Raw genomic sequence first — 25,864 nt, 5'->3', positions numbered from 1 at the left:
AATCATAAATAGAATTTAGTACGCTGTATTTATTGGTATGACAGCGATTATATATTAAAATAAATTTTAAGATTGTATATATACAGTGATAAGCAATTACATAAATAAAATGTTTTCTAGGGTTCCGCAAGCATGTTATTGGTCTGGTCCGAGAGAAAACTCACGCAAGACGTGTCACGGAAGGATAAAAGCCTGGGAGATAACTGTTAAACAGTTTCTCTCAGGCTTTTTTATTTTGTGTTTATGTTCATACTAAAAAATGGAGGTAATTTCAGATGAATAAAAACTGGATTAAATTATTTGTTGCAGCCTTTTTAGAAGTTTTTTGGGTAATTGGATTAGCTCATGCATATGATTTTTGGACTTGGACTGCTACAGCCATTCTGATTATATTGAGCAATTATTTAATGATAACAGTAGCACAAGTACTGCCCGCTGGAACGGTTTACGCTGTTTTTGTTGGATTAGGTGCAGGTGGTACTGTTATTGCAGAAATTTTATTCTTCGGAGAACCATTCAGATGGGCGAAGATTTTTCTAATCGCAGTCCTGTTATCGGGAGTTATTGGCTTGAAATTAGTTACAGATAATGAAAGTGATGAGGTTGAGGAAGGGGGCAGATCGTAATGGCTTGGTTTATTTTAATTATAGCAGGTCTGTTCGAAACTTTTGCTGTTGCCATGATTAATCAATTGTCTGTAAAACAAAATTGGCAAACAGTTGTTTTAATAATTTTTGGGCTTGGATCAGCCCTTGGTCTTCTAAGTTATTCATTACAAACGATTACGATGGGAACAGGGTATGCAATTTGGACAGGGATTAGTGTTGTAGGCAGTTCCTTAGTTGGGATGTTTTATTTTGGAGAGTCAAAAAGTTGGAAGAGAATGCTCTTTATAACGCTGATATTAAGTTCTGCAATTGGATTAAAACTTATTTCATAGACCAACATTGTAAAGACTAAAAATAAGGCTTTGCATCTTCAACAATAGGGCGCTTATCCCTAATAAGGAACAGCGCCAACATTGCATATAAGGGCCATAATGTTGGATAAATGGTCTAATGTGAAATGGCGTAAATATGACCTTATCCCAAAAGTCAGGGAATACTTCTTCAACTAACATTCAGAGGCATAAGAAAGAATTATCCCCTCTGAATGGCGTTTCATTTTACTTATTCCAGAGCCTGTAATAAATCTTCTTTGAGGTCATCCACATGTTCGAGCCCGATCGATACACGTAATAGGTTAGATGGAGCCATCGTTGTGCTTCCTTCAACTGAAGCACGGTGCTCAATGAAACTGTGCGTTCCACCCAGACTTGTAGCACGGGTAAACAATTGTACCTTTGCAGCAACAGCCATTGACGCGTCCCAGCCGCCTTTTACCTGAAAGGACAACATACCGCCGAATGAACTCATTTGCCGTGCTGCAATATGATGTCCCGGATGTTCAGCAAGACCGGGATAATGAACGGCTTCGATACTTGGGTGATGTACCAAAAAATCCGCAATTGCCGAGGTATTTGAACAGTGTGTCGCCATACGCTGGGCAAGCGATTGAACGCCGCGCAAAGCAAGCCAGCATTCGAATGGAGAAGGCACTGCACCTTTTGCATGCTGCCAAGCCCTCAAATTGGCTAACATAGGGCTATCGGATTTTGCGATAGCTGCACCAATCATTAAATCACTATGCCCACCGATATATTTGGTCACAGCATGAAGTGAGAAATCAACTCCATACCTAAGCGGACGCTGGAGAACTGGAGTGGCCCACGTATTGTCAACAACGGTATACGCACCGGCCTCTTGCGCTATCTGTGCCACTGCTTCAATATCAGTAACTTTCAGAAGTGGATTAGAAGGTGTCTCAATCCAAACCAGACCGGTTGGTGCCCTATTTATCGCCTTCTCAACATTATTGAGATTTGTCATGTCTACAATGTCAAAATCGAAATTTGTTCCGATATCCGTATCTGAAAGAAGGGAACGAATCCCAAAATACATATCGCTTGGCATAATCACCCGGCGCGGTTTATCGGCAGGAAGCGCTTCGATTAATGATGTGATGGCTGCCATCCCTGATGCGAAGGCGACGGAATCATGTCCATCCTCAAGTGATGTGAGGCAGTCTTCCAAGACATGACGATTAGGATTATTTTCACGGCTATATACAAATTCATTTGGATATGAGCCGTCTGCAGCTCGTTCGAATGTCGTAGAGAGATGGATTGGCATGGTGACCGAGCTCGTTGTTTTGTCAACCTGCCGTCCGGAGTGAATGGCTTTTGTTTCAAAACGCATACATATTCCTCGCTTTCAAAGATTATTGTTATGATGTGTCATCCATGAGCTTTGTTTGCTTCAAGCTTTCTTTCTAAGAATTGTTTGCATATGAGATGCAATTTCCCTCTCATCCTCACTTGTGGATTGTTCAATTTGTGAAATAACAAGCTTTAATCGCTCAGCAGAATGATTTTGACTCAACTTTGCCTTTCCTTCGATTTTATCGATCTTGATTTTGAATCCAACAATGCCTTTTGCCTGCCCTTCTAAAAAATGAGCATCCAATTGGTCCCATTGATATGAACTATTTGGATCTTCATATTTCAACACCATTTGATGAAGGGAATCCATCATTTCTTCCCCGTCTATGATATCAACCTTTCCGTATACATGAGCAGATACGTAATTCCATGTCGGTACGGCTTTATCTGTTTCATACCAGGAAGACGAAATATAACAATGCGGTCCCTGAAAAACGGCAAGTACCTCCTGTTCCTCTATATCTTTCCACTGCTTATTCGGTTTTGCAAAATGGCCGTACAAATATCTTTTGTCTTTATCTAAAATCAAAGGAAGGTGGGTCGCATACGGATGACCCTGATGTTGGGAAAATAGTGTAGCAAAGCTATTTTCCTCAATAATATCATAAATCACTTCTTCATCTTTGATTTCAAAGTGCTTTGGAATATACATCATCATCACTCCTTATCTAATTTCGTGTTTGAAAAGATTTTATCGCTCATATAAAATATATTATGATGTAAACTGACATTTAAAAAGATACAATTTAAAATAATCAAGCATGTCAGGAGAGAAATATATGAAAAATTATCTTTTTGCTTTAAACGAAAGCTCTCCCAAATACAAACAAATCTACGAGCAGTTTAAATCATTTATTGAACAGGGCAATGTGAAAGCTGATGAACAACTGCCCTCCATTCGGCAACTTGCTGAATCTCTCCATGTAAGCCGTAATACAACCCTAACGGCGTATAACCAACTTGTAGCGGAGGGTTATATTCGCGGAGAAGGACGAAAAGGTTATTTTGTCAATCCATTAGAGCTATCTTTATCCCAGGAATCACCAATCCTCCCTAACAAAAAGAGGGTGAGAAAGGAAGAGTCCGTTCGTATCGATTTTCGGACAGATGCTGTTGACGGATCCCATTTTCCCTTAAAAATATGGAGGCGAATAGCGAATCAGGTCTTAACATTACCTGAAAGCTTTCGGTATGGAGAACCTTTTGGAGAGGTGAGTCTGCGCGAACAAATTGCCGCATACTTACTCCAATCACGTGGGGTAAGAACAGATGCAGATGCCATTATGGTCGGTAGCAGCACACAACAAATGCTTATCAATCTGGGCCATATACTAAAAAAAGATTATTCAGGTATTATCGTAGAAGATCCAGGGTTCGATGGCGCCAGGGAAGCTTTTCAATTCCACGATTTTTCACTTGAATATTTACCGGTATATGCAACAGGTGCAGATCTTTCGCAACTTAAACAAATGGATTCAGGCTTAATCTATGTAACTCCTTCTCATCACAGTCCGTACGGTGTAAGCATGTCCATTCAACAACGACAAACGCTCATCGGGTGGGCAAACAAGGTACAGGGATACATTATTGAAGACGATTATGATAGTGAGTTCCGATATACTGGGCGGCCGTTTCCAGCGCTCGCCTCTATTGACTCAACAAGAGTTATTTATCTGGGAAATTTCTCAAAGTCTTTTCTCCCGGGACTACGTTTAAGCTATATGGTGTTACCACAACGGCTGTTAAACCGTTATAAAAGAGAGTTCCTGAGCTTCGAAAGCTCAACGTCACTTTTTAGCCAACTTACAATGGCTAGATTTATGGAAAATGGGGAATGGAATCGGCATATTAAGCGAATGCGCCTTGTTTATAAACGAAAAATGGAACACCTCGTATCATTATTAAAAAAACATTTCGGGCAAAGTATATCCATTATTGGAGAACAGTCCGGTTTGTACATATTAATTAAAATAAATCTGGAGTGTTCAGAAGAATGGCTAATCGAGCGGGCCCATCATTATGGTGTTAAAGTGCGGCCAACTTCAATCTATTTCATAAAAAATTATCCGGATAAGCCAATGATTAAACTAGGGTTTAGCGGTCTTTCTTATGATGAAATCGAACTTGGTGTAAATCTTTTAAGAAAAGCATGGTTATAAGAGTACCGTTTTAGATATTAATTCAAGGATGTTCTTCAGCAATATCAGCTTTAGAACTTAATGGACTAAAAAATCCTACAGAAGAATAAAAATATTCGTTGTTTATCCCGCATGTAACTGGCAGCCATCCCCCCACCTCAAATGTTCGCGTATACGATGAAGATTAGGTGGGGGGATGGCTGCCAGTAAATGTCCGATTCGTTCATCTAACAATCAGTGGGGGAAGAAATAAAACCCCCACTGATTGAAGATTCACTTTATATTCCAGGATAGAATCGTCACAAAGGCAATGAGTGGGCGTGACAATGATTCTTGTTTTTTTGGGACAGAAGGTCATTGGGATTGTCGTTAACAATAAATCAATCAATCTTCACTTAGAATCTTTATGTGTTTTGTTAGCTGTAATCTATTCTCCGTAAACTCACTCAAAATACTGAAATTTTTCCGCTATAAATGGCTGTTCTGATGGGACGGAGATGGTCTTCTTTTCCGGCAGCCGGAATGCGGTCAATTGATTGCCGAAAACACAGCCTGTATCGATGTTAATGGTATGATGAACCATCCGCGGTTTCATAACAGGTGTATGGCCATAAATGATCCAACGCTCGCCATGATAATTCTGCGCCCAGTCACGTCTTACCGGCCGGCCGTCATCATAAAACGCACCGGTCACATCCCCATACAAAACAAAGTTTTTCACTTTTTTGTCATTCCGTCCGATATAACTTCCCTTTATTCCGGCGTGAGCCACAATCGCGTTCACATCCGGCAGCTCGAGATAGAGCGGAGCCTGATCATAGAGTTCCATAAACTGAGATTTGACCATTTGCTGCTCGGCTTGTGGCAGAGCTTCGTATTCTTCCACGGTTGTCTCCAGTCCATGCCGCACTTGGACGTTATTGCCCAGAAAATAGCGGTACAGTTTATCGCAATGGTTGCCGGGGACATAATGGGCTTTCCCGTGTTTGACAACCATATTATAGACAAACTGTATCATTTTCACCGAGTGGGGTCCGCGGTCGGTAATATCACCTAAAAAAACAGGGATACGTCCATCCGGATTCACATAGATGTGATCCTTTTGCTTGTATCCCATGGCTGAAAAGAGTGCATGCAATTCATTCAGACATCCATGTACATCACCAATGACATCATAGCGCATTAATTTTTCCACCTTGTTTCAAACATATATTCTCTTGTTCTGGAGTGAACATTGAGCACAATGCCGATTGCCAGCATATACGTCAGTGTCGAGCTTCCCCCGTAGCTCAAAAATGGTAAAGGAAGACCGGTGATCGGCAGCAGCTGAATCGACATGCCGATATTCTGGAAAATCTGATAAGCAAACATGCCGATGATGCCGGTAATGAGAAAACTGCCGTAAGCATCGTTGCTTTGGATAGCGATGTGAATCAACCGGTAAATTAATAAGAAAAATAGTGTCACGACAATACTTGCACCGATAAAACCAAATTGCTCGGCAACAGCTGTGAAAATCATATCGGTATGTCTCTCCGGTATATAGACTTCCATGTTGTTCATGCCTTTTCCGAATAATTGGCCTGATCCGACGGCAAGCATAGCTGTCAGCAGCTGATAACCTGCGTCGGGATTCTCATCAGGATTCAGCCAGCCGGTGAAACGGCTCGCCACGTGCCCCAAACCTAAGTTTTCAAGGAATGTTCCAACTTGTGCGGGAAAGAAAATCCAAACGGCAGCGACCAGCGAAACGGCAGTCACTCCCAGGAAGAAAATGATCAACAAAATTCGCCATCTGATCCCTGATACGAGAATCATACATCCTGTTATCGCAGCGATGACCAAAAGTCCGCCCAAATCCGGCTGCTCCATCAGAAAGAACATGATTGGCGCAGCGAGCGCAATGATTTTTCCAAGCAGACCTAAGTCACTCTTAAAGGTTTTATCAACATATTTGGCATTATGTCTGACAATCACATGTGCAAGTGTCAGAACTAAAATGACTTTGATAAATTCCCCAGGCTGGATGGTGCCGATAACGGGGAAGCTAAACCAGCTGGTTGCGCCGTTTGCCTCATGTATTATCCCCGAGGGGAATTTGAGGTAAAGCATAAGCAATGACAGGACACCGATGCCGTATAAAAACCAGGTAATTTGATGGAACCGGTCATAATCAATCAGCATCACAGCACCAATAATGACACCGCCGGCTATATACCACATCGCTTGCCGGAACCAGAAATTGGAACCATCATATTTGGACGGCAATGAAGGCTCGATGATATTCAGTGTAAAAATACTGACCAGACCCAGCAAAATGAGAATGGACAATAATGTATAATCGATATTAAAACTTGATCGGTTTTGCATTATTTAACCTTACTTTCCATGAATTCTTGTTGTTTTTTGATTTATTTATTATAATATTGTATTCGCATTGCCAACGTTTTCGAACGATCTATTATAGGGAATAGTAATACCATTGCCATGTATAAATACAATATGAATCCATTATATCCTTAGTTTACACGAAAACAAGCGATAAATTAAGTATTCTAGTGAAAAAACATCCAAAATGCTATAATAGTATTATTGTAAAAGGGCGTGATGACATGGAAAACAGCAATATAGAACAATTTTTTGAAGAAGAATTGCAGATGTTTGCGGATAACGAACAGATCGATTCTTTCCGCGGGCAGTTCTTGGGAATGCATCCATATGAACAGGCTTCGTTTTTCATTGAGATGCCGAAAGAAACCCGGTTAAAAATCTATACATACTTATCGCCGGAAGAAACGGCAGATGTCATGGAGCATATAGAGCTTGACGATATCAAGCCGCTGTTTACGGAAATGGACCCGCGCTTTGCAGCAATGGTTTTGGCCGAAATGGCAACAGATGACGCGGTGGATATTTTAAATGAACTGGAAAAGGACGTTGTTGTCAGTCTCTTGACACTCATGGATGATAAAAATGCTTCCGAAATAAAAGAACTGCTTCACTATGAAGAAAAGTCAGCCGGAAGTATTATGACGACCGAATTTATTTCGGTTTATGAGCACAAAACAGTCCGGGAAGTCATGCAATTTCTGAAAGCGGAAGCGCCTGAGGCAGAGACGATTTATTATTTATATGTCGTTGATGAAGATAAACATCTTGTCGGGGTTTTATCACTAAGGGACTTAATCATCTCCGAGCCTGACGTTCAAATTGCGGAAATGATGAGTGAAAAGGTCTTATCTGTATCAGTGGCAAAAGATCAGGAAGATGTGGCTCAAATGATTCGTGATTATGACTTCCTCGCGATGCCTGTTGTTGATTTTCAGAATCATTTGCTCGGTATTATAACCGTCGATGACATCCTGGATGTTATGGAAGAAGAGGCAAGCGAGGATTATTCCATGCTGGCCGGTGTGTCTGATATGGACCGGCCGAAAGACAGTGCTTTTATCTCGGCAAAAAAACGATTGCCGTGGCTCGTTATTCTGCTGTTTTTAGGCATATTGACCGCGAGTCTGATCGGTCAATTTGAGCGAACGCTTGAGCAGGTGTCGGTGCTTGCTATCTTTATTCCATTGATTGCCGGGATGGCCGGAAACACCGGCACACAAGCGCTGGCTGTTGCTGTACGCGGGATTACAACCGGTGATTATGGAAAACAGGGCAAAATGAAACTGGTCGCTCGTGAGGCAGGTACCGGTCTGATTAACGGCATTGTGTGCGGAATATTGATCACGGTGATCGTTTATTTCTGGCAGGATGATTTCTTTCTAGGTGTGCTTGTTGGTTTATCGATTATGGCGACTTTAGTGATCGCGACATTGGCAGGTGCGCTTGTGCCGATGCTGATGGACAGGTTGAAAATTGACCCTGCCGTTGCTTCAGGGCCATTTATTACGACAATCAATGATATTATTTCGGTTTTAATTTATTTTGGTCTGGCAACGACATTTATGCAGTATTTGGTGTAAATAAAAAAAGAACCGTACCATCACAATGGTGATACGGTTCTGATGAATTCCTGGATATTTTAAAACTGTTGCGCGAAGCCCCTTTAATGACAGAAATTTCATGCTAACCAAATTGGCAAAAAACAGTAATTAAACAAAATTGATTGAAATTTAAAGTAAATTAGTTATATACTTAAGTCAACAATGTTGAATGTCATGAAACTTTAAGTCAAAATTGAAACCGATTTCATATATGGAGGTATTATTATGACATCACGTATTTCAAAATTTTATCAAAAATCACCGGAAGAGAGATTGAAAACAGTAAGTGAATTTGCAGGTTTATCTGAGGAAGATGTAAAAATTTTATCCGGCGAGACGACATTCAGTATCAATCAAGCGAATCGCATGATTGAAAATGTAATCGGGACGTTTCCGGTTCCGTTAGGGCTGGCGACTAATTTTAAGGTGGATGACAAAGATGTATTTGTCCCAATGGCAACAGAGGAACCATCCGTGATAGCGGCGGTCAGTCATGCAGCGAAACATGCTTATCCTTCCGGCGGGTTTCATACGTCCTATTCAGGGTCGATTGTGAGAGCTCAGATTCAAGTGACTGGTCTGAACGATCCATATTTTGCTCTGGCCAAAATCTATGAAACAAAAGAAGAATTATTGGCCTTCTGTAATGAACAGGACCCGACACTTGTTTCGTTCGGCGGCGGGGCAATTGATTTGGAAGTTAAGATTGTTCGAACTGAACGTGAAAAGATGGTTGTGGTACACTTGATTGTTGATACGAAAGATGCAATGGGTGCTAATACAGTTAACACCATGGCAGAAGCAAGCGCCCCATTAATTGAAAGGATTACCGGCGGACAGGTGGTGCTAAGAATTTTATCGAACTTGGCTGACCGACGTGTTGTACGCGCAAGAGCTGTGTTTGAGAACCCGTTTGGAGATGACCGTGAAGCGGCTTTTCGTTTCATGGACGCGTATGACCTGGCTGTTCATGACCCATACCGGGCCACCACGCATAATAAAGGAATTATGAATGGCATAACAGCAGCCGTCATGGCCACCGGAAATGATACACGCGCAATTGAGGCAGGGGCGCATGCATATGCGGCAAGATCCGGAGTATATCAGTCCCTGACGCGTTATGAGCTTGCAGAAAATGGTGATATCCACGGCACGATTGAGTTGCCGCTTTCGGTCGGTTTAGTTGGTGGCGCGACACAATCCCATCCGGTTGCTAAAACGGTTACGAAAATATTAAATGTAAAAACAGCTGAGGAACTTTCAGGTATTATTGCATCCATTGGGCTGGCGCAGAATTTTGCAGGACTGAAAGCTTTGGCAACAGAAGGAATACAGAAAGGACATATGAAACTGCATGCAAGAAATATGGCGTCAATGGCAGGTGCCAGGGATAATCAGATTGATGAAGTCTTGAAAATTGCAGAAAAGGAAGGGTCTTACACGTTTGACAAGATAAAGGAAATTGTTAACCAGCTTCAGTCCTGAAACGTATAACAGAAAGGGGAGTGAGGAGATTGTCCGAAGAAAAGAAATCACTATTTGATATTTGGGGAGACAATGTAAAGCTCAGCGATTTATTAATTGCGATGCTTATTTGTATCGTGATGACACTGGGTGGTTATCTGATTGCACCCGGTGACGATCCCCAGCCCTTGATCTTTGGGCTTGTCGGCGGGGTGATCGGTTTTATCATTAGTTCAATCATAATTAAACCTAAGCGGGAAATTAAAGATATTGAGGAGGAGTCGTGATGGATCCGGTTATAATCATTCAAATTGTTATTGCAGCCATACTGGGTGCCGGACTTTATACATTGATTGGTATAGCCCCGGGCACTGATGAAACAGCCGTACTAGCTCCGGTTACCATTGCATTGGTGCTATTAGACTTTTCCCCGTATGTCATTTTAGCATTTTTCATGTCCGCGATTGTTGCCAAAAAATTGACAGACTCAATCCCTGTGGCAGTCGCCGGGATTCCTGGCGGGGTAATGTCAGCACCGATGGTTGAACATGCAATGACGCTGAAGGAACACGGACTTCCCGATCAGTCGATTAAAAAGATGTCGTCCGGGTCTGTTATCGGCACATTGGTCGCCATTCCGCTCAGTTTTATTGTAGGAAGTTTAATTATCCCGCATGCAGATGTAATCAGTGAACACTCGGGACTTATCTTTACACTTGGTGCTGTATTTTTGGCGCTATTAGCTAAAAATAAAATCCTGTCATTATTAATCATTATTCCATTTGGCATTCTGCTGCAAGGATTACAGCATTTATATTGGGGCTTGGGCGTCATCCCTGAAGATACCACAATATTTGTCTCTTTTTTCCTTGGCATTACAATCGGGCCTATTGTCATCTCATTAATCGAGCTGATTGATAAAAATCATCGGGACAGTCTGCCGTTTTTAGGCAAAAAAGAAATCCAGATAAAAAATACAAAGAAAGAAAAAGGTCTTCCGAATCCCTTTAAAATACTGAATAAAAAAGAATCGGGAAGTTCAGCTTTGGGCAGTGTGATCGGCACATTAACATTTTTCCTTACACCCGTTGGAATGACTGTCTTTATTGGCGAATTCACGACCCGACATATCAAAGATCCGGTCAAAAGGGCATCGAGGGCTCTGGCAACAATGGATGGTGTTACAAACGCATCATACATATCCGGAACCCTGATACCACTTATCGCCATAGGCTTGCCGCTTTCACCAATGGCAATTGGTCCGGCGGCGGGATTATTTAATGCGCCTCCGGAATTCACACCGGAGCATAATATCCACCATCTGCTGACACCAGTGGAAATGCTGATTGTATCCGTTATAGGTGCTGTTATAGCCCTGTTAATCACGTATTTTATTATCATTCGGTATGCACAGAATATTGTCCGATTTGTTTTTAAATACATTCCGCACGAGGCACTGATCGGATTATTCGCCGGCCTTGTTGTCATGCTGGCGTATATGGACGCAGGCTTTCTGAACATCTTTGGAACGTTGTTGGTAGCGTTCGTGGCCGGTCTTTTATATAAAAATGGCGTGAACTATGGCGTTATGTTTATGGTCTTATATGCAGCACCATGGCTATTAGGCCTTTTTGGATAAGACTGAATTCAGGCACTGCTCTTAAAAGGGGTGGTGCTTTTTCGGTTTCATTAGGCATACACAGATTTATAAAAGGATTCATATAATAGGCTGACGAAAGGAATATAAAGGAGCGTATGATAAATGGGAGATCATAAAAATGCAAAAAGCCCATTACTCTACATTCATCAGCCGCATATCAAATCACCCAAGGCCTCAATGCAGAGCCATTACATGACCCCGAAAAAACAAAACGATACCACGGCACAGAGCAATAAAAAACGGATTGGAACCCGCCATCATTTTAATAAATCAAAGGATTATGATGAAGAAGACATTGCGTATTCAAAAGAGAGCGATGAAGCGCAGGAAGAGGAAGACCAAGACCCGGAGGAGAAGAAAAAATTTAAAGAAATGACACTGGAAGAACGTGTTAACTACTTTTTGGATACGCCTGAGTATGCCCCTGTCATGAAGTGTGAAGTGAAAACTGACGGACGGAACTATCGGGGGTTGATTGTCGACTACCAGGATGATCATGTTTACATGCGTGTCGGCAGACGGACAACACCAACATCAATTCCGTTTGATACGATTAAAGAGATAAAACTGCTCGGATTTTAAAATGACATAATCTTCAATAAGAAAAAGGTGCTCCAACTGACGGAGCACCTTGTTTTAATTGACGTTTTAAATTAGTTTAAAGCATTCACCGCTGGCAGGCATGTGACATGGCAGAAGCAATTCAAGTCCACCGTTATGCAGATGCCAGTGGCACACAATGGTTTTGTCTTCTGATCAACAGGGTCTTTTGGATTATCGTCGTCGTCATAAGGGTCTCTTAGCAGTTCAACAACTGCACAACAATCGTCGTCTACCCGCTTAACACGGAAGAAGAAGCTGGATGTCATGTCGCCAACATCATCCGGGTTAGCACCGAAGCCTTTGAATGGTTTGCAGCCATCTTTACAGTAAAGAATTAATGGTACTGTGTCCAGTCCATTGCCCGCTTCTGTTTCACCCAACAAATCACTGATAGATTGTTCGCAGCTGGTTGAGCAGCAATTTTCAACGACATCATTTTGTGCTTCTACGATTTCCTTTAATATATCGCAGACACAGTTTCCTGAATGGAATTCCTTTCCACAACCCATGAATTATTACCCCTTTCTTTGTGTTATTGACCTGATGTCCCTAATAGAATATGTATGTATGGGTAGATGGTGTGGGCACACGTCAGCGGTTTAATAAGTTTTTTCAGTGATAAACGTTTACAGCGCGAACTGATAGGGATAGCGGAAAAGAAACGCAGCCGTGTTGGGATATTTGTCTATACTTTATTACCAGCGAGCGGATGCATTTATGAGTTCTCGATAAAGTTTTTAAAGTAATGATATCATTATTATTGAATAAGGGTATAGACTAACAGGTTACTCGAAAAGCGGGGCAAGGGGGGCGGAGAATGGCTTCTTTCTATAGATGAAGGGGAACTGTCGCAGGCTCGGACAGTTCCCCTTTGTATATGAACCAGGAATGTGGAGGTATCGACCGGAGCGAATGCGATTCAACCTGAACAGTTGCAGAATCAACCGGAGATGCCGCAACATCAGTTACTCCTTCAGCGAATTCAGAGAAACACCCTCCGTTTCGCGCAAATTTCAGTTCTGTCGCTTCTTTTTAGTATGGTAAAGCGCTACGAACAGTTTTTGCTGATTTTCCTGCCATTCTGCGTAAAAAACATCTTCAATGGACTGGACGTTCTGTTTGTGGAGTTCTTCTTCCAGCCATGTTTTGTTCAGGCTTGCTTCTTTCAGGTTGTCCCAGACAATTTCACCGTCGCTGATCAGGACTCTGCCGATTTTGACAGGCTTTGGCGCCAGATTAAGATCTGCAATGGTTGGTGTTTGGTACTCCGGTTTTTTTAGGACAGAAACCTCCCCATCTGCTTCAAGAATGGCATATTCGACTTCTTCAATTGAAAAGACATCTTTGGAACGCAGCATATGCTGCAATTCATCGATATCAAGCCGGTTTTGCTTCAGCACATCATAAACAAGATGACCTTTATGAATGACCATTGATGGCTGGCCTTCCAATAGATAACGTGATCCTTTGAATTTTTGGGTAATTATTTCTGTTATATAAATCAGTAAACCCCACAGCGCAATCAAGAAGGCGATTTTCGGTATGCCTGCTTCTTCGTCATATAAAGCATTGCCGACAAGCTCCCCTAGAATGACTGCGGATATAAAATCGAATGGCGTTAAAGATGAAATCTGTGTTTTGCCAAGAATTTTAACAAGTGCGAATAAAGCGATAAAGCCAAATATCGCATCAGCTAGCATCAGCAAATACTCGTTCAAGACAATTGCCTCCTTTTACATACTTTACATAGCATAACCACATACGTCTTTTGTCATGCAGATGAAAGAGAGGAGGAAATTAAAAAAGGTATCCTTATGAATCGCGACCAGGATACCTTTTCATTATTTCAGTTGTTTTGTCATTGTAACGTGCGGGATGCCCGCATCGATAAATTCATCGGATACGACGTCATATCCGAGCTTCCGGTAAAAATCAATTGCCGGTGTCTGAGCATTTAATTTAGCTTTATGATAGCCCTCTTTCGATATAATATCTTCCATTGCCCTAATCATGTCAGCACCATGGGACTTCCCGCGCTGACTTTTCAGGACACAAATCCGTTCCAATTTTCCATTGCCGTCGACAAATCGGACGCGAGAGGCGGCGATTGGCACATTTTCGTCGTAGCCAATCAAATGAATTGCCTCTTCGTCAAATTCGTCTAACTCAACTTCCGGTGGCACCTTCTGTTCATCAACAAAAACTGTGGTGCGCACATCAAATGCTGTCTGTTTTTCTTCAGATGAGTTAACGGTTCGGATAATCATACATACTCCTTGCCGAATACAAAGGATTCATAAACCGTCCAAACATCATTATCCAGCTGATAAAGAAGATGGAATCGGTCAATCTTGTCCTCAAACTGAATATTTTTCATGCTCAGGCTGCCGTATACGTCCGAATATTCATCCTGCGAAAGCTTTTGCGCAATCGTAATATGCGGCACATACGAATAGGTTTGGTTTTCCGGGAATTTGCCGGATTGCATCGTTTCAGCTAAATCAAACAATTCCTGAATCGGTTCAACTTTTAAATAAATCGTATTGGTAACAGGTGCAAATGTACTCACTTTGTTAACGTTAATCGTAAATGGATCAGTTTTATTAGCGATATGCTTCATTTCTGTAATCAGCTTGTCAATCTCCTCATCGTCTGCGTCAAATGCTTCTTTCAGAGTAACGTGGGGCGGAATGAGTGAATAATGCGGGTCGTACCGTTTCCTGTAGGCATTTATCTCATCCTGTACCGGCTTTGATGGAAAAATAACAATTCCATATCTCATCATACAACCTCCCTAGATTTTACGTATGCTCTTAATTATAACAAATAATGGATTGAATCAAAAATAAAAATGTTGAAAAATTTTAAATTGGGTCAAATATACTGGTAAATGCCCGGGGTAAATCCGTTTGCCAATACTTCCATGTGTGGTGGCTGTCATCCAGCTCGTGATAGATGTAATCTGCGCCTTGGTCCTCCAGAAGCTTTTGCAGTTTTCGATTAGGTGTCAGAAAATCTGAAATGCCGCCGTCTGTTGTCTCCACAGCAGTTTCTTGTGTTCCGATTGTATGATAAATAGCAATCGAATGAATGTTTTTTGCCTGCTGTGCTGCATCAATGACCGTTTGATTGATATATGGCGACTGCATGATGACTTTTCCGAATGTGTGCGGGTAGTTCAAAGCAGTCATGAAAGCCAGTGTTCCCGAGAGCGAGTCACCAACGAGCGCTCTGGATTGTCCCATATGATACGTCGGGAATAAATCATCCAACAGAGGTGCTGCTTCATGCACGAGAAATTTGCTGTAGGCCGTGCGCTCTTCGCCGTCCGGGTGATACTTCCGGCGGCGGTCATGTTTATCGTGGTACTGAATTCCCACTAAAATCGTATTGGAAATCGCTTCGTTTGCATGAAGCCTGTCGGATAAAGTCGCGGCTCTCCCAAGCTGATAATAGTCATCCCCGTCTTGCATGATACAAATCTGATATTTATAAAGCAGTGAAAAAGATTCCGGCTGATAAATTTTCAATGTCATGGTTTCATTTAAAGGTGCGCTGTTGATCTGCTTTTCAAACATGGTCCCTTTGCGTCGGATTGTGCACACCTCATTTTCAAAACTCAGGTCAGTTGTTTATTTAGTTTATCATATTGTTAGTTCAATGTACTACGCGCGATTTTTCAGCTGTTCCTTGTACAAGTTATAGTAATGACCGTGTTGGCTGATTAAAGATTCATGTGATCCTTGCTCAATGATTTCGCCGTTCTCCAGCATGATGATGTTATCAGCTTCCTGGATGGTGTTGAGCCGATGGGCAATAACAAAACTTGTTCGGCCGTGCATAAGCCGCTTGAGCGCATCCTGAATCTGCAGTTCAGTGACTGTATCAATATTGCTTGTGGCTTCATCCAATACAAGAATGGCGGGGTCAGCGAGAATGGCCCGCGCGATCGTAATCAATTGTTTCTGGCCTTGACTGATGCCGCTCCCGTCCTGCTCAAGGATCGTATCATAACCATTAGGCAGCCGGTCGATAAACTGATGGGCATTCGCATTTTTGGCAGCGGCTGTCACTTCTTCATCCGTCGCGTTCAGTCTGCCGTAGCGGATGTTTTCTCTTATAGTGGCATGGAACAGGAAGGCATCCTGCAGCACGAATGCCATCTGCTTGCGAAGGCTGTTTCGTGTAATGTCTTTCAAATCAATGCCATCGAGCGTAATTGAGCCGAGGTCATAATTATAGAAACGTGAGATTAAGTTGATGATGGTCGTCTTGCCCGCACCGGTATGGCCGACAAAAGCAACGGTCTGCCCGGGTTCTGCCGTAAAGCTTACACTTTTCAATATCGGTGTTTCGTCATAGGCGAATGAGACGCTGTTGAACGCAATACGCCCATCAGTCGCTTCAATCTCACGGGCTCCTGTTTCATCCGTTTCTTCCTGCTGTTCATCAATGATGTTAAACACACGCTCAGCACCTGCAACGGCTGAGAGCAAAATATTGAACTGATTGGACAATTCATTGAGCGGACGGGTAAATTGCCGCGCATATTCGGTGAAAATCACGATGACCCCAACTGTGATGACTCCCTGTACCGCGAGAATACCGCCGACAAGCCCAACCAGGCCAAAGCTTAAAAAGTTCAGCATGTTCATCACTTTTGGAATAAAGCCGGCAAACGTCTGTGCCCAGAACCCTGCATGTCTCAAGTTCGCGTTATGCTCACCGAATTCAGAGATGACGCGTTCCTCCCGGGAAAATGTTTTAATCACATGCTGACCTGAAACCGTTTCTTCAACATATCCGTTCAGATTGCCCAAATGCTGCTGCTGCAGTTTGTAAAGCGGACCGGTTCTGTGAGTGATCCAGCGAATCGCCATAAACATCACCGGAACTATCCCCATTGTAATCAGCGTCAAGAGGGGACTGAGCACCAGCATGACGACGACTGTACCGATCAGTGTCAGGATGCTCGTGAAAATTTGGATAACCGATTGGTTGAGCGTATTGTTAATATTATCAATATCGTTGGTGATCCGGCTCATTAATTCACCATGCTGCCGTTTATCAAAAAATGCGATCGGCAGCCTGTGGAATTGACGGAACAGTTCTTCTCTTAATGAATAGACCGTGTTTTGGGCAATGCCGACCATCCAATAGTTCTGCAGGAAAACCGATAACGAATGCAAAATATAGATGACCAAGAGCCCGATGAGCAGTCTGCCAAGTCCGGATGGTTCTTGTGTCACGATGAAGTCATCGATGGCCATGCCAACCATGAACGGTCCGGCCAGGCTCATCGCTGAACTGACAACAACCATTAAAACGACAAGCAGCAGCATGCTTTTTTCCCGCGCCAAATACGACCAGATGCGTTTAATTGTGCCGGCAGTGTTGCGGGCACGGTCGGTTTTATTCTCTTCCTGTTGCTTACGGAGATCATCCACGGGTATTTTTTTGTATTGAAAAGGGGCTTTAAAGTGTTTGGTCTGCATAGGTGGACTCCTCTCCGAACTGTGACGCCACAATCTCCCGGTAAAGACTTGAGTCTTCCAGCAGCACATCATGGGTGCCCATCGCAAGTGTCCGGCCGTAATCCAGCAAGAGAATCTGATCGGTGCGCATTGCTGTTGCGATTTTCTGTGTGATAATCAGCGTCGTACAGTTATATTGATGGATTGCTTCAAGCAACTTTGCCTCGGTAGCCAAGTCAAGGGCACTTGTACTGTCATCAAGCATCAGAATCTTAGGTCTCCGGATTAAAGCCCGGGCAATCGATATGCGCTGTTTCTGCCCGCCGGATAAATTGACGCCTTTTTGGCCGATTTTCGTATTATATCCATTCGGCAGATCCATGATTGTGTCATGAATTTGAGCGTCCTTCGCTGCCTGAACAATATCGTCTTGTGAAGCATTCTCCTTTCCCCAGGCGATATTATCAGTTACTGTCCCTGTGAAAAGAAGCGGATTTTGCGGCACATAGCCAATGCCCTGCCGTAAGTTCTCCAGTTTGTATTGCTGAATGGGTTCATCATCAATTAAAATCGCGCCATCTCTCGCATCATATAGACGCGGAATCAGCTGAAACAGGGAGGTTTTGCCTGAACCGGTCGCTCCCATCACGGCCAGCTTTTCACCCGGCTGAACGGTAAAGGAGATGGATTGTAAAGCATCGCCGGGCATCATTGGATAAGCAAACGATACATTGTCAAAAGCAATTTTTCCGTTTTTGACGGTCGTTTTGTCATGCGCATCGTTTGTGTCAATCAGATCAGTTTTCACACGAAGGACTTCTTCAAGCCTCTCAGCAGATGCTTTCGCCCGTGAAAAGCCCATAATAATAAACGTGAACATGGAAATCGCCATTGCGACACGCATCGCATAATTGACAATGGCCACGACATCACCGGTATTCGTTTCACCGGCAATTGATAGTGTGTTGCCGTACCAGATGATAAAAATAAGACTCATGTTCATGATAAACAATAAAATCGGCATGGATGCTTCGATAAAGCGAAACGTTTTGCGCATGATATTGGCCAGGCTTTCGTTCGCATCCCTAAAGCGGTTTTCTTCATGATCCCGCCGCAAAAATGCCTTGATCAGCCGCATGCCTGCAAGGTTCTCCTGCATGGTTTGATTGACGTTATCAACATTGCGCTGGACGCGGTCGAACAGCCTTGTTGCTATTTTCAGCACCCATAAAATAAAGCCTATAAGCAGCGGCACGGTCACGAGAAAAATGAGTGCCAGACGGGGGCTGACGATAAATGACATGATAACCCCGCCGATAGCAATGAGCGGTGCTTTCGCCATAATCCGAAGCGCCATGAATATCGTATTCTGCAGTTGCCGGACGTCGTTGGAAAAACGCGTCACAAGGCCTGATGTCGGAAACCGGTTTAAATTCGCAAACGAGAAATCCTGGATTTTACGGAAAAGTTCCCTGCGCATATCATAAGCAAATCCAAGCCCTGTGTGAGCGGCATAGAAAGTATTAATAATCCCTGCAACAAAGGCCACAAACGCCATTGCGATCATAATGCTTCCCCAGATGATAATGTTGTTCATATCCTGATTTGCCACACCGTCGTTAATCATTTTTCCAAGAAAAAATGGCAGCAGCAGCTCGACCATCAGTTCGATTAACGTTAACGCATACGCAACCGTAATAGGGATTTTATATGGTTTCAGAAAGGATAACACATGCTTCAAACTGGTGACCTCCGATGTCATTTTTGAAAATTTCCTTCTATTATTATAAAGGTAAACAGCGGTTTAGCCAATGTATTTACTTCGGAAACAGAAATAATTTTTTAAGGTGACGGGAAGCTGCTGTTAATTGTGGACTTGAACGGATTGTGTGATAATTTCAGCCAAAAGCCCACGACCGATACTTCATAATTTCAAATGAATAAGCAGATACTACCGGGAAAGTTTCAACGAAGGTGGAAAAGCTCATGGTCGTGTTTCTGGGAAAACTGATTCTATTGTATTTCATAGCAATCATTATTATACGGTTGATGGGAAAAGCAACGTTTGCCCAACTGACAGCGCATGACTTGGCCGGAATCTTTTTTGTCATTACACTGGCAACAGGACCGATCGTTACGGATAATGTTACGCATACCATAACAGGCCTCGTTTTCGTTGGCTTGGTACATTTTGGTTTTTCCAGACTGATGCTGTTTAACGGATTAAACAGGATTTTTGTCGGAAAACCAACGATTGTCATTAAACATGGCAAACTTGTGCGGGAAAATTTAAAAAGATCACGTTTCACCCTTACGGAATTATTATCCGAAGTGCGCGAAAAGGGATATCCGAATATCTCGTTAATCGACTATGCAATCATCGAACCCAGCGGCGGAATCAGCATTGTTCCACAGCAGGATAATGCTCCCGTTACCCCGGCACAATTGGATATTGAAACGTCTTATCAAGGAATGCCGATTGCGGTGGTGATCGAAGGCCGAATTCAACACCGGAATTTAAAGCTTATTAATAAGGATGAACAATGGTTAAAGGAAGCACTTGCTGATGCCGGTTATCCCGACCGAAACCGGATATTCTATGCGGCTGTTCGCGATGACGACTATTCACTCATGGTTGATACAGGGGCGGGAAACTATTAGGGTAATAATGATTGATTGACCAGCTGAGTTTGTTAAAGTAAAATGAAAAAATGATTGACAGCGTGCTATAAATTATATATAGTAATACTTGTCGATAAAAATTCATAGACACACGATTCCGTAGCTCAGCTGGGAGAGCGCATGCTTGACAGGCATGAGGTCGGTGGTTCGAGCCCACTCGGAATCATACCTTAAAAAAGTGACACCATTTACAGTAAAATGGTGTCACTTTTTTATGCAACATCCGCGCGTAACAGAATCTTCCTTCAGTCCTCTGTTTTTAATACACCTCGCTGTATTTGTGATTGATGATGGCATAAATGATTTTTTTGGCCAGGTCTTTCATTTTGGAGCTTTCCCTGTAATGGACATAAACCTTATTGGAGATATTATCAATCTCGGTTATATGCTTGATGGAGACGTTCGTTTTGTAGCGGTCATCCGTTCCCAATTCAGGTATGATGCCGATACCAATCCCGTTTGATACTGCTTTCAGGAGCATTTCATTATTTTCAACATCAATCCGGGTTATATTTTGAGCCCCGATCAACTGTTTATCGATTTGACTCCATAATACCGAATTGCGTTTAAAGCTTATAATTGTTTCATTCTTTAAGTCTTGCGTGCAAAGCACCGGTTTGTCACATAACCTGTGATCGCTGGGGAGGACACACACGAGGTTATTATCAAACAGATATTCCGATGTAATGTCCGGATTATTAGACACGATTTCCCTTGTAAAGATTAAGTCAATGTCACCGGCTAAGACGCGATCATTCAGACTGACCGAATCATGCCCCTCGATGACTTTAATATCAACATTTTTAATTGATTGGATGGTTTTTAATAGTTCAATAATGAATGAATACGAGTATCCCGGTGTGAAACCGACTTTTATGCCCGGATCTTTATGCGCATTTGCAATCTCTTTTGAATAATCCATATAGCTTAAAATATTATGAGCGTAATCAATAAATCGTTTGCCTTCTTCTGTTAGAAGGATATCATGGCCTATGCGAGTAAATAGACTGCATCCCAGGTTTTCTTCCAATGTTTTTATACGTGAGGTAACTGTTGGCTGGGTGACATTAAGGATAATAGCGGCTTTGGAATAACTCTTGTATTCGGCGACAGTCATAAAGGTTTGTAACTGACTTTCATTCATTTGATTTATGTCCCTCCAAAATATGCCTTCATCATTTAAACAACCGATTTCGGAAAACGTTTTCACATTGAATTAATCATAGTGTAATAGAAAACATTATGTCAATAGTGGAAACTTTTTAAAAAAGTATAAAAATATTTTTGAAATTAATAGGAAAATCAAAATATATTCAATTGGTGTGAGAAGAGTCACACTTTTATAATTAATGTAAGCCTTTTCGACAAAGGCGATTGAAAAAAGTGAGATGAACATTAAGGGAGTAATTCTTTTTTAAATGCTTATGAAAGTGCTTCCAATTGTTTGGTGAAACGGGAAGACTAAATGGTTAACCAGTTGAGGGAAAAATAAAAAGTCTCGTCAATAAAGATGGCGTTGTTATTTTTACCGGACTTTTTGAACAACCTATTAGATTACGCGAATGGAGGGCTTGTAATGAACAGCTATATTCATGACGACATTGATAAAAATGAATTTTTGGTTCACCGAAGTGTATTTACCGACCGAGAAATTTTGGCAAGGGAACGTGCTGAAATTTTCAATAAGTGCTGGTTGTTTATCGGCCACGAATCGGAAGTACCTGAAAAGGGCGATTTCAAACGGAAGAAAATCGGAGGCCGCAATTTAGTGCTTGTTCACAGTCAGGACGGTGTCATCAGAGCATTTTACAACACCTGTCCACACCGCGGCGCACTACTCTGCAGGGACAATGAAGGAAACTCCAAAGTGTTTCGTTGCTTTTATCATGCCTGGAGTTTTAAAAACGACGGGACCTTAACAGGTATGCCGGGAAGGGATGGCTTTCCGGATGACTTCAATGATGACGGTTCGAAAAACATGAAAGCGGTTAATCGCCTTGAAAGCTATCGCGGTTTCATGTTTGTCAATTTTGATGATGACGCCATCTCACTGTATGACTATTTGGCCGGTGCAAAAGAGTACATTGATCTGGTTGCCGACCAAAGCGAAACGGGCATGGAAGTACTTGGCGGAGAACAGGAATACAGTGTCAGAGCCAATTGGAAACTGCTGACAGAAAACAGTGCCGATCTCTATCACGGTTTGCCGACACATAAGACGTACTTTGACATCAAGAAACAGCAGGATCCTAATCTGAAAAAAGTAGGACTCGATGGTGTTGGAAAATCCCTGGGTAATGGCCATGCAGTTGTTGAATACACAGCGCCGTGGGGCAGACCGGTTGCACAGTGGACGCCAATCTGGGATGAAGATCTGAAAAACGATATGGAAAAGATGAAAGAAAAATTAACCGAAAGATTTGGCGATGAACGTGCCGATCGGATTGCTAATTTCAACCGTAACATTATCATTTTCCCGAATTTGGTCATTAACGACATCATGGCTGTAACGGTCAGAACATTCTATCCGACCTCACCGGGGTATCTCGAATCCACTGCATACGCTTTAGCGCCTAAAGACGAAGATACGGAGCATCGTATGGCCAGAAATAACAACTTCCTGGAGTTCCTTGGACCAGGCGGTTTCGCAACACCTGATGATAATGAAGCTTTGGAATTATGCCAGGAAGCCTATAACAATAATCAGGAAGTTGAGTGGAATGATGTCTCCAGAGGAATGGTACGGGGTGAAGAGAATGCACTGGGGACCGATGAGCTGCAAATGAGAAGCTTTTGGCGTGAGTATGACGCCAGAATACAAGCATCACTTAACAAGGAGGTCGCCCAGCCATGACTGTAAAAACGCTCGAAAGAATTGATCTGGTTGATTTTCTGTATCGGGAAGCCCATCTGCTCGATGAGTGGAAACTGAAAGAGTGGGCTGCATTATTTACAGATGATGGGACATATAAAGTTCCGCCCTTGGGTGAACCGGATGCTGATGCAAAACAATCCTTATTCTATATTCATGATGACAGGAAACGAATTCAAGACAGGGCGGAAAGGTTGCTGAAAAAAGAAGCACACGTGGAGTATCCGCATTCAACGACCGTCCGGAACTATCATAATATCATGATTGATGACTTGGATTCAGATGTCATTAAAGTAAACTGCAACTTCACCCTTCACCGGACGAAAAGGGAAGTGGTGGATACATTTATCGGCAGACACACGTACGATATTGTCCAGCAGGATGGCGAGCTTCGTATTAAAAATAAAAAATCAGTTCTAAAACTGGATAGTTTAAGACCGCACGGGAAAATCAGCCTTATTCTATAGTACGTTTTAGCATTGGAGGTTTTGACGAATGGATTATAACAGCGAAGTCTATGATATCACCATTGTCGGTGGAGGCCCAGTGGGTATGTTCACTGCCTTTTATGCAGGGATGCGTCAATTGAGCGTTAAAATTGTTGAAAGCCTCCCGCATCTGGGCGGACAGCTCGACGCTCTGTATCCCGATAAATACGTTTATGACGTTGCCGGGTTCCCGAAGATTAAAGCGAGTGAACTCGTTAGTGGTTTAGAGGAGCAGATGAATCAATTTGACAATGAAGTCTGTCTAAATGAAGCAGTAGATGAAGTGACGAAGGAAGACGGCATTTTCAAAATAACAACAAACGCACAGACGCATTATTCAAGGACGATTATTATAACCGCCGGCAATGGCGCCTTTAAACCGAAAACAATGAAACTCGAAAATGAACAACAGTATGAAGGCAAGAATCTCCATTATAAGATAGAGCGCCTTGATGATTTTAAAAATAAAGAGGTTTGTGTATTCGGCGGCGGTGATTCAGCCGTAGATTGGGCTTTGATGTTGAAGGACACAGCCTCGAAAGTATCCATTATTCACCGCAGGGATAAGTTCAGAGCGCATGATTACAGTGTCAAACTGATGAGGGAATCATCAATTGATGTCCTGACCCCGTATGTTCCTGTCGAATTATCAGGAGCGGACAATATCGAAGCGGTTAAGCTTAAACAGCAAAAAGGTGATGAGATCTTACACCTGGAAGCTGATGATTATATTGTCAATTACGGTTTCATATCGAATCTTGGCCCAATTAACGACTGGGGTCTGGAGATCGAGAAAAATCAGATTGTTGTCAACTCAAAAGCCGAAACGAATATTCCGGGCATCTATGCGGTTGGTGATATTTCAACTTATGAAGGCAAGGTGAGATTGATGGCAACCGGGTTTGGTGAAGCACCGATTGCTGTGAGCAGTGCGAAAGTATTCATCGATCCGAAAGCATCTTTCACGACGGCACACAGTACAACCATTATGGAAAAGAAAGAAAAGAAAGAGAAAGTGGCTGCGCAATAAAAATAAAATAAAGATTCAACAGGAGGTAATGCAGGTGTCAAAGGTTAAGGAAGGACTGCAAAACGAAACAACAGTCGAGCAGCGTTTGGAAGAACAATTACGGACAGTAGCTCATATAGGCCATGTCGAAATCGGCGTAACCAAATTTGAAGAATCGTTATGGTTTTATACTGAAGTCCTGGGACTTGTTTTAACCGAAAAGGAGGAAGGCCGCGCTTATTTGCGAGCCTGGCAGGACTTTGACCATTACACACTGGTGCTGCAGGAAGCTGACAAGTCGGAAGTTAATCGCATGAGCTGGCGTGTCAGCTCGCTAGAAGCTCTGGACTTATTCGAAAAATACCTTAAAGATACAAATATTAATGTTCAGCGAGTTGTAGCAGGTGAGAAGAAGGAGCTTGGAGATGTGCTTCATTTCAAATCACCATCCGGATTGCCAATCGAACTGTACTGGGAAAAGGGTCTGTTTGAAACAGATGATCCTGAGCTGCAGTCTAAACTGCCAAGTCACCCAAGTAAATCTCACCTTAAAGGTGTCTCACCAAGACGTTTTGACCATGTAAATATAATGGTTGATGACGTTAAACAGGAACAGGAATGGTGGACTGATTTTCTGGGGATTCATCATCGGTATTATATTCAAAACAAAGAAGATACCCGATTAGGATCATGGCTGAGCAAAACGAATATCGCACATGAAATTGCATTCATGCGTAACGCCAACCAGAATGGCGCAGCTTTCCACCATCTGGCGTATTTCCTGGATTCCCCGGACGAATTGGTCCGTGCTGCCAACATTATGGCAGAAAACGGGATTGAAATCGAATGGGGTCCCGGAAAGCATGGTACAAGCGGTGCACAGTTCATTTATGTTTTTGAACCATCCGGACACCGTGTTGAGTTGTGGACAGGCGGCTTCCTGATTTTTTCACCGGACTGGAAAGCCATCGAATGGACGTCAGATGTTGGTGAATTAGGTCTGGAAATGTGGGGAAGCAAACCACCAGAGTCCTACTTCACTTACGGCGTTGATATCGGAGAGTAAAGGCGTATTTGGGGTTGGGACATAATTAAAACGTCTGGGTTTAAAGATGAAGAATACACTACTTGAGCGGAGGAAATATACGAAGACTCCTGCGGG

At 42.6% G+C, this 25,864-nt stretch carries 25 protein-coding genes, 1 tRNA gene and 1 riboswitch; of the genes, 14 read left to right on the top strand and 12 right to left on the bottom strand.

Annotation, left to right across the window (positions count from 1 at the left end):
* Positions 1-105: 105 nt before the first annotated feature.
* Positions 106-201: riboswitch (guanidine-I (ykkC/yxkD leader) on the top strand.
* Between the two features lie 74 nt (positions 202-275).
* Positions 276-626, top strand: a complete 351-nt coding sequence (locus tag AOX59_RS08400) for a DMT family transporter (protein ID WP_068444557.1) — start codon at positions 276-278, stop codon at positions 624-626.
* Complete coding sequence (locus AOX59_RS08395) at positions 626-940, top strand: DMT family transporter (RefSeq protein ID WP_068444551.1); 315 nt, start codon at positions 626-628, stop codon at positions 938-940. Before AOX59_RS08400 ends, AOX59_RS08395 begins: the two co-directional genes overlap by 1 nt.
* 229 nt (positions 941-1,169) lie before the next feature.
* Here AOX59_RS08395 and AOX59_RS08390 read toward each other — a convergent pair whose 3' ends face one another.
* On the bottom strand, positions 1,170-2,297 hold the full coding sequence (locus AOX59_RS08390) for a trans-sulfuration enzyme family protein (RefSeq protein ID WP_068444549.1): 1,128 nt from the start codon (positions 2,295-2,297) through the stop codon (positions 1,170-1,172).
* A gap of 60 nt (positions 2,298-2,357) precedes the next feature.
* Entirely contained in the window at positions 2,358-2,972 is a 615-nt protein-coding gene (locus AOX59_RS08385) for an FMN-binding negative transcriptional regulator (protein WP_068444546.1), read from the bottom strand.
* Between the two features lie 127 nt (positions 2,973-3,099).
* On the opposite strand from AOX59_RS08385, the gene pdxR reads away from it, so the two are divergent.
* A complete protein-coding gene (gene pdxR / locus AOX59_RS08380) occupies positions 3,100-4,479 on the top strand; it encodes a MocR-like pyridoxine biosynthesis transcription factor PdxR (protein WP_068444543.1) in 1,380 nt (459 codons plus the stop codon).
* Positions 4,480-4,900: 421 nt separating this feature from the next.
* On the opposite strand, the gene prpE is transcribed toward pdxR, so the two are convergent.
* Positions 4,901-5,641, bottom strand: a complete 741-nt coding sequence (gene prpE, locus AOX59_RS08375) for a bis(5'-nucleosyl)-tetraphosphatase PrpE (protein WP_068444540.1) — start codon at positions 5,639-5,641, stop codon at positions 4,901-4,903.
* Positions 5,641-6,828, bottom strand: coding sequence for an FtsW/RodA/SpoVE family cell cycle protein (locus AOX59_RS08370; protein WP_068444537.1), 1,188 nt, complete (start codon positions 6,826-6,828; stop codon positions 5,641-5,643). Before AOX59_RS08370 ends, prpE begins: the two co-directional genes overlap by 1 nt.
* A gap of 242 nt (positions 6,829-7,070) precedes the next feature.
* On the opposite strand from AOX59_RS08370, the gene mgtE reads away from it, so the two are divergent.
* The 5 genes from mgtE to AOX59_RS08345 all read left to right on the top strand — a co-directional run bounded on the left by mgtE (position 7,071) and on the right by AOX59_RS08345 (position 12,156).
* Positions 7,071-8,429, top strand: coding sequence for a magnesium transporter (gene mgtE, locus AOX59_RS08365; protein WP_068444533.1), 1,359 nt, complete (start codon positions 7,071-7,073; stop codon positions 8,427-8,429).
* A gap of 246 nt (positions 8,430-8,675) precedes the next feature.
* A complete protein-coding gene (locus AOX59_RS08360) occupies positions 8,676-9,935 on the top strand; it encodes a hydroxymethylglutaryl-CoA reductase, degradative (RefSeq protein ID WP_068444530.1) in 1,260 nt (419 codons plus the stop codon).
* A 20-nt stretch (positions 9,936-9,955) separates the two neighbouring features.
* On the top strand, positions 9,956-10,201 hold the full coding sequence (locus AOX59_RS08355; RefSeq protein ID WP_068444527.1) for a heme ABC transporter: 246 nt from the start codon (positions 9,956-9,958) through the stop codon (positions 10,199-10,201).
* Positions 10,201-11,553 (top strand): tripartite tricarboxylate transporter permease, encoded by a 1,353-nt coding sequence (locus tag AOX59_RS08350; RefSeq protein WP_068444524.1) that lies wholly within the window; start codon positions 10,201-10,203, stop codon positions 11,551-11,553. The genes AOX59_RS08355 and AOX59_RS08350 overlap by 1 nt, the downstream gene beginning before the upstream one ends.
* A gap of 123 nt (positions 11,554-11,676) precedes the next feature.
* Positions 11,677-12,156 carry a CotO family spore coat protein gene (locus tag AOX59_RS08345; protein ID WP_068444521.1) on the top strand — a complete coding sequence of 160 codons (480 nt, stop codon included), beginning with the start codon at positions 11,677-11,679 and terminating at the stop codon, positions 12,154-12,156.
* 71 nt (positions 12,157-12,227) lie between these two features.
* On the opposite strand, the gene AOX59_RS08340 is transcribed toward AOX59_RS08345, so the two are convergent.
* The 7 genes from AOX59_RS08340 to AOX59_RS08310 all read right to left on the bottom strand — a co-directional run bounded on the left by AOX59_RS08340 (position 12,228) and on the right by AOX59_RS08310 (position 19,392).
* Positions 12,228-12,686, bottom strand: coding sequence for a CotY/CotZ family spore coat protein (locus AOX59_RS08340; RefSeq protein ID WP_068444518.1), 459 nt, complete (start codon positions 12,684-12,686; stop codon positions 12,228-12,230).
* Between the two features lie 504 nt (positions 12,687-13,190).
* A complete protein-coding gene (locus tag AOX59_RS08335) occupies positions 13,191-13,895 on the bottom strand; it encodes a DUF421 domain-containing protein (RefSeq protein ID WP_068444514.1) in 705 nt (234 codons plus the stop codon).
* Between the two features lie 123 nt (positions 13,896-14,018).
* Positions 14,019-14,444 carry a GNAT family N-acetyltransferase gene (locus AOX59_RS08330; protein ID WP_068444511.1) on the bottom strand — a complete coding sequence of 142 codons (426 nt, stop codon included), beginning with the start codon at positions 14,442-14,444 and terminating at the stop codon, positions 14,019-14,021.
* Positions 14,441-14,959 (bottom strand): YjcG family protein, encoded by a 519-nt coding sequence (locus tag AOX59_RS08325; protein ID WP_068444508.1) that lies wholly within the window; start codon positions 14,957-14,959, stop codon positions 14,441-14,443. The genes AOX59_RS08330 and AOX59_RS08325 overlap by 4 nt, the downstream gene beginning before the upstream one ends.
* Before the next feature lie 82 nt (positions 14,960-15,041).
* Positions 15,042-15,773, bottom strand: coding sequence for an alpha/beta hydrolase (locus tag AOX59_RS08320; protein ID WP_068448217.1), 732 nt, complete (start codon positions 15,771-15,773; stop codon positions 15,042-15,044).
* 69 nt (positions 15,774-15,842) lie between these two features.
* Positions 15,843-17,672, bottom strand: coding sequence for an ABC transporter ATP-binding protein (locus tag AOX59_RS08315; protein WP_068444505.1), 1,830 nt, complete (start codon positions 17,670-17,672; stop codon positions 15,843-15,845).
* The gene (locus AOX59_RS08310) at positions 17,653-19,392 is read right to left on the bottom strand and encodes an ABC transporter ATP-binding protein (RefSeq protein WP_068448215.1); all 1,740 of its coding nucleotides are present in this window, start codon (positions 19,390-19,392) and stop codon (positions 17,653-17,655) included. The genes AOX59_RS08315 and AOX59_RS08310 overlap by 20 nt, the downstream gene beginning before the upstream one ends.
* A 233-nt stretch (positions 19,393-19,625) precedes the next feature.
* On the opposite strand from AOX59_RS08310, the gene AOX59_RS08305 reads away from it, so the two are divergent.
* Entirely contained in the window at positions 19,626-20,312 is a 687-nt protein-coding gene (locus AOX59_RS08305; RefSeq protein WP_237049398.1) for a DUF421 domain-containing protein, read from the top strand.
* A gap of 114 nt (positions 20,313-20,426) precedes the next feature.
* Positions 20,427-20,499 (top strand) — tRNA-Val (locus AOX59_RS08300).
* Between the two features lie 93 nt (positions 20,500-20,592).
* Here the strand turns inward: AOX59_RS08300 and AOX59_RS08295 are convergent.
* Positions 20,593-21,477 carry a LysR family transcriptional regulator gene (locus AOX59_RS08295; protein ID WP_068444500.1) on the bottom strand — a complete coding sequence of 295 codons (885 nt, stop codon included), beginning with the start codon at positions 21,475-21,477 and terminating at the stop codon, positions 20,593-20,595.
* Positions 21,478-21,909: 432 nt separating this feature from the next.
* Here AOX59_RS08295 and AOX59_RS08290 point away from each other — a divergent pair, with 432 nt between their 5' ends.
* From AOX59_RS08290 to AOX59_RS08275, 4 genes are read left to right on the top strand one after another with little or no spacing between them, the layout of a single operon-like run.
* Positions 21,910-23,187: an aromatic ring-hydroxylating oxygenase subunit alpha gene (locus tag AOX59_RS08290; RefSeq protein ID WP_068444497.1), complete on the top strand. Its 1,278-nt coding sequence runs from the start codon at positions 21,910-21,912 to the stop codon at positions 23,185-23,187.
* The gene (locus AOX59_RS08285) at positions 23,184-23,672 is read left to right on the top strand and encodes an aromatic-ring-hydroxylating dioxygenase subunit beta (protein ID WP_068444494.1); all 489 of its coding nucleotides are present in this window, start codon (positions 23,184-23,186) and stop codon (positions 23,670-23,672) included. The genes AOX59_RS08290 and AOX59_RS08285 overlap by 4 nt, the downstream gene beginning before the upstream one ends.
* A gap of 28 nt (positions 23,673-23,700) precedes the next feature.
* The gene (locus AOX59_RS08280; protein ID WP_068444491.1) at positions 23,701-24,723 is read left to right on the top strand and encodes an NAD(P)/FAD-dependent oxidoreductase; all 1,023 of its coding nucleotides are present in this window, start codon (positions 23,701-23,703) and stop codon (positions 24,721-24,723) included.
* Positions 24,724-24,757: 34 nt separating this feature from the next.
* On the top strand, positions 24,758-25,768 hold the full coding sequence (locus tag AOX59_RS08275) for a VOC family protein (RefSeq protein ID WP_068444488.1): 1,011 nt from the start codon (positions 24,758-24,760) through the stop codon (positions 25,766-25,768).
* Positions 25,769-25,864 lie beyond the last annotated feature (96 nt).

The organism is Lentibacillus amyloliquefaciens, assembly GCF_001307805.1.
Lineage (GTDB): Bacteria > Bacillota > Bacilli > Bacillales > Amphibacillaceae > Lentibacillus > Lentibacillus amyloliquefaciens.
Note: the sequence above shows the minus strand (reverse complement) of the source record. Positions and strands in the feature narration are given on the sequence as shown.

What these genes read in the sequence shown, in the direction of transcription:
- AOX59_RS08400 (WP_068444557.1), top strand. Translation starts at nt 276, where the DNA reads ATGAATAAAAACTGGATTAAATTATTTGTTGCAGCCTTTTTAGAAGTT.
- AOX59_RS08395 (WP_068444551.1), top strand. Translation starts at nt 626, where the DNA reads ATGGCTTGGTTTATTTTAATTATAGCAGGTCTGTTCGAAACTTTTGCT.
- AOX59_RS08390 (WP_068444549.1), bottom strand. Translation starts at nt 2,297, where the DNA reads ATGCGTTTTGAAACAAAAGCCATTCACTCCGGACGGCAGGTTGACAAA.
- AOX59_RS08385 (WP_068444546.1), bottom strand. Translation starts at nt 2,972, where the DNA reads ATGTATATTCCAAAGCACTTTGAAATCAAAGATGAAGAAGTGATTTAT.
- pdxR (WP_068444543.1), top strand. Translation starts at nt 3,100, where the DNA reads ATGAAAAATTATCTTTTTGCTTTAAACGAAAGCTCTCCCAAATACAAA.
- prpE (WP_068444540.1), bottom strand. Translation starts at nt 5,641, where the DNA reads ATGCGCTATGATGTCATTGGTGATGTACATGGATGTCTGAATGAATTG.
- AOX59_RS08370 (WP_068444537.1), bottom strand. Translation starts at nt 6,828, where the DNA reads ATGCAAAACCGATCAAGTTTTAATATCGATTATACATTATTGTCCATT.
- mgtE (WP_068444533.1), top strand. Translation starts at nt 7,071, where the DNA reads ATGGAAAACAGCAATATAGAACAATTTTTTGAAGAAGAATTGCAGATG.
- AOX59_RS08360 (WP_068444530.1), top strand. Translation starts at nt 8,676, where the DNA reads ATGACATCACGTATTTCAAAATTTTATCAAAAATCACCGGAAGAGAGA.
- AOX59_RS08350 (WP_068444524.1), top strand. Translation starts at nt 10,201, where the DNA reads ATGGATCCGGTTATAATCATTCAAATTGTTATTGCAGCCATACTGGGT.
- AOX59_RS08345 (WP_068444521.1), top strand. Translation starts at nt 11,677, where the DNA reads ATGGGAGATCATAAAAATGCAAAAAGCCCATTACTCTACATTCATCAG.
- AOX59_RS08340 (WP_068444518.1), bottom strand. Translation starts at nt 12,686, where the DNA reads ATGGGTTGTGGAAAGGAATTCCATTCAGGAAACTGTGTCTGCGATATA.
- AOX59_RS08330 (WP_068444511.1), bottom strand. Translation starts at nt 14,444, where the DNA reads ATGATTATCCGAACCGTTAACTCATCTGAAGAAAAACAGACAGCATTT.
- AOX59_RS08325 (WP_068444508.1), bottom strand. Translation starts at nt 14,959, where the DNA reads ATGAGATATGGAATTGTTATTTTTCCATCAAAGCCGGTACAGGATGAG.
- AOX59_RS08315 (WP_068444505.1), bottom strand. Translation starts at nt 17,672, where the DNA reads ATGCAGACCAAACACTTTAAAGCCCCTTTTCAATACAAAAAAATACCC.
- AOX59_RS08295 (WP_068444500.1), bottom strand. Translation starts at nt 21,477, where the DNA reads ATGAATGAAAGTCAGTTACAAACCTTTATGACTGTCGCCGAATACAAG.
- AOX59_RS08290 (WP_068444497.1), top strand. Translation starts at nt 21,910, where the DNA reads ATGAACAGCTATATTCATGACGACATTGATAAAAATGAATTTTTGGTT.
- AOX59_RS08285 (WP_068444494.1), top strand. Translation starts at nt 23,184, where the DNA reads ATGACTGTAAAAACGCTCGAAAGAATTGATCTGGTTGATTTTCTGTAT.
- AOX59_RS08280 (WP_068444491.1), top strand. Translation starts at nt 23,701, where the DNA reads ATGGATTATAACAGCGAAGTCTATGATATCACCATTGTCGGTGGAGGC.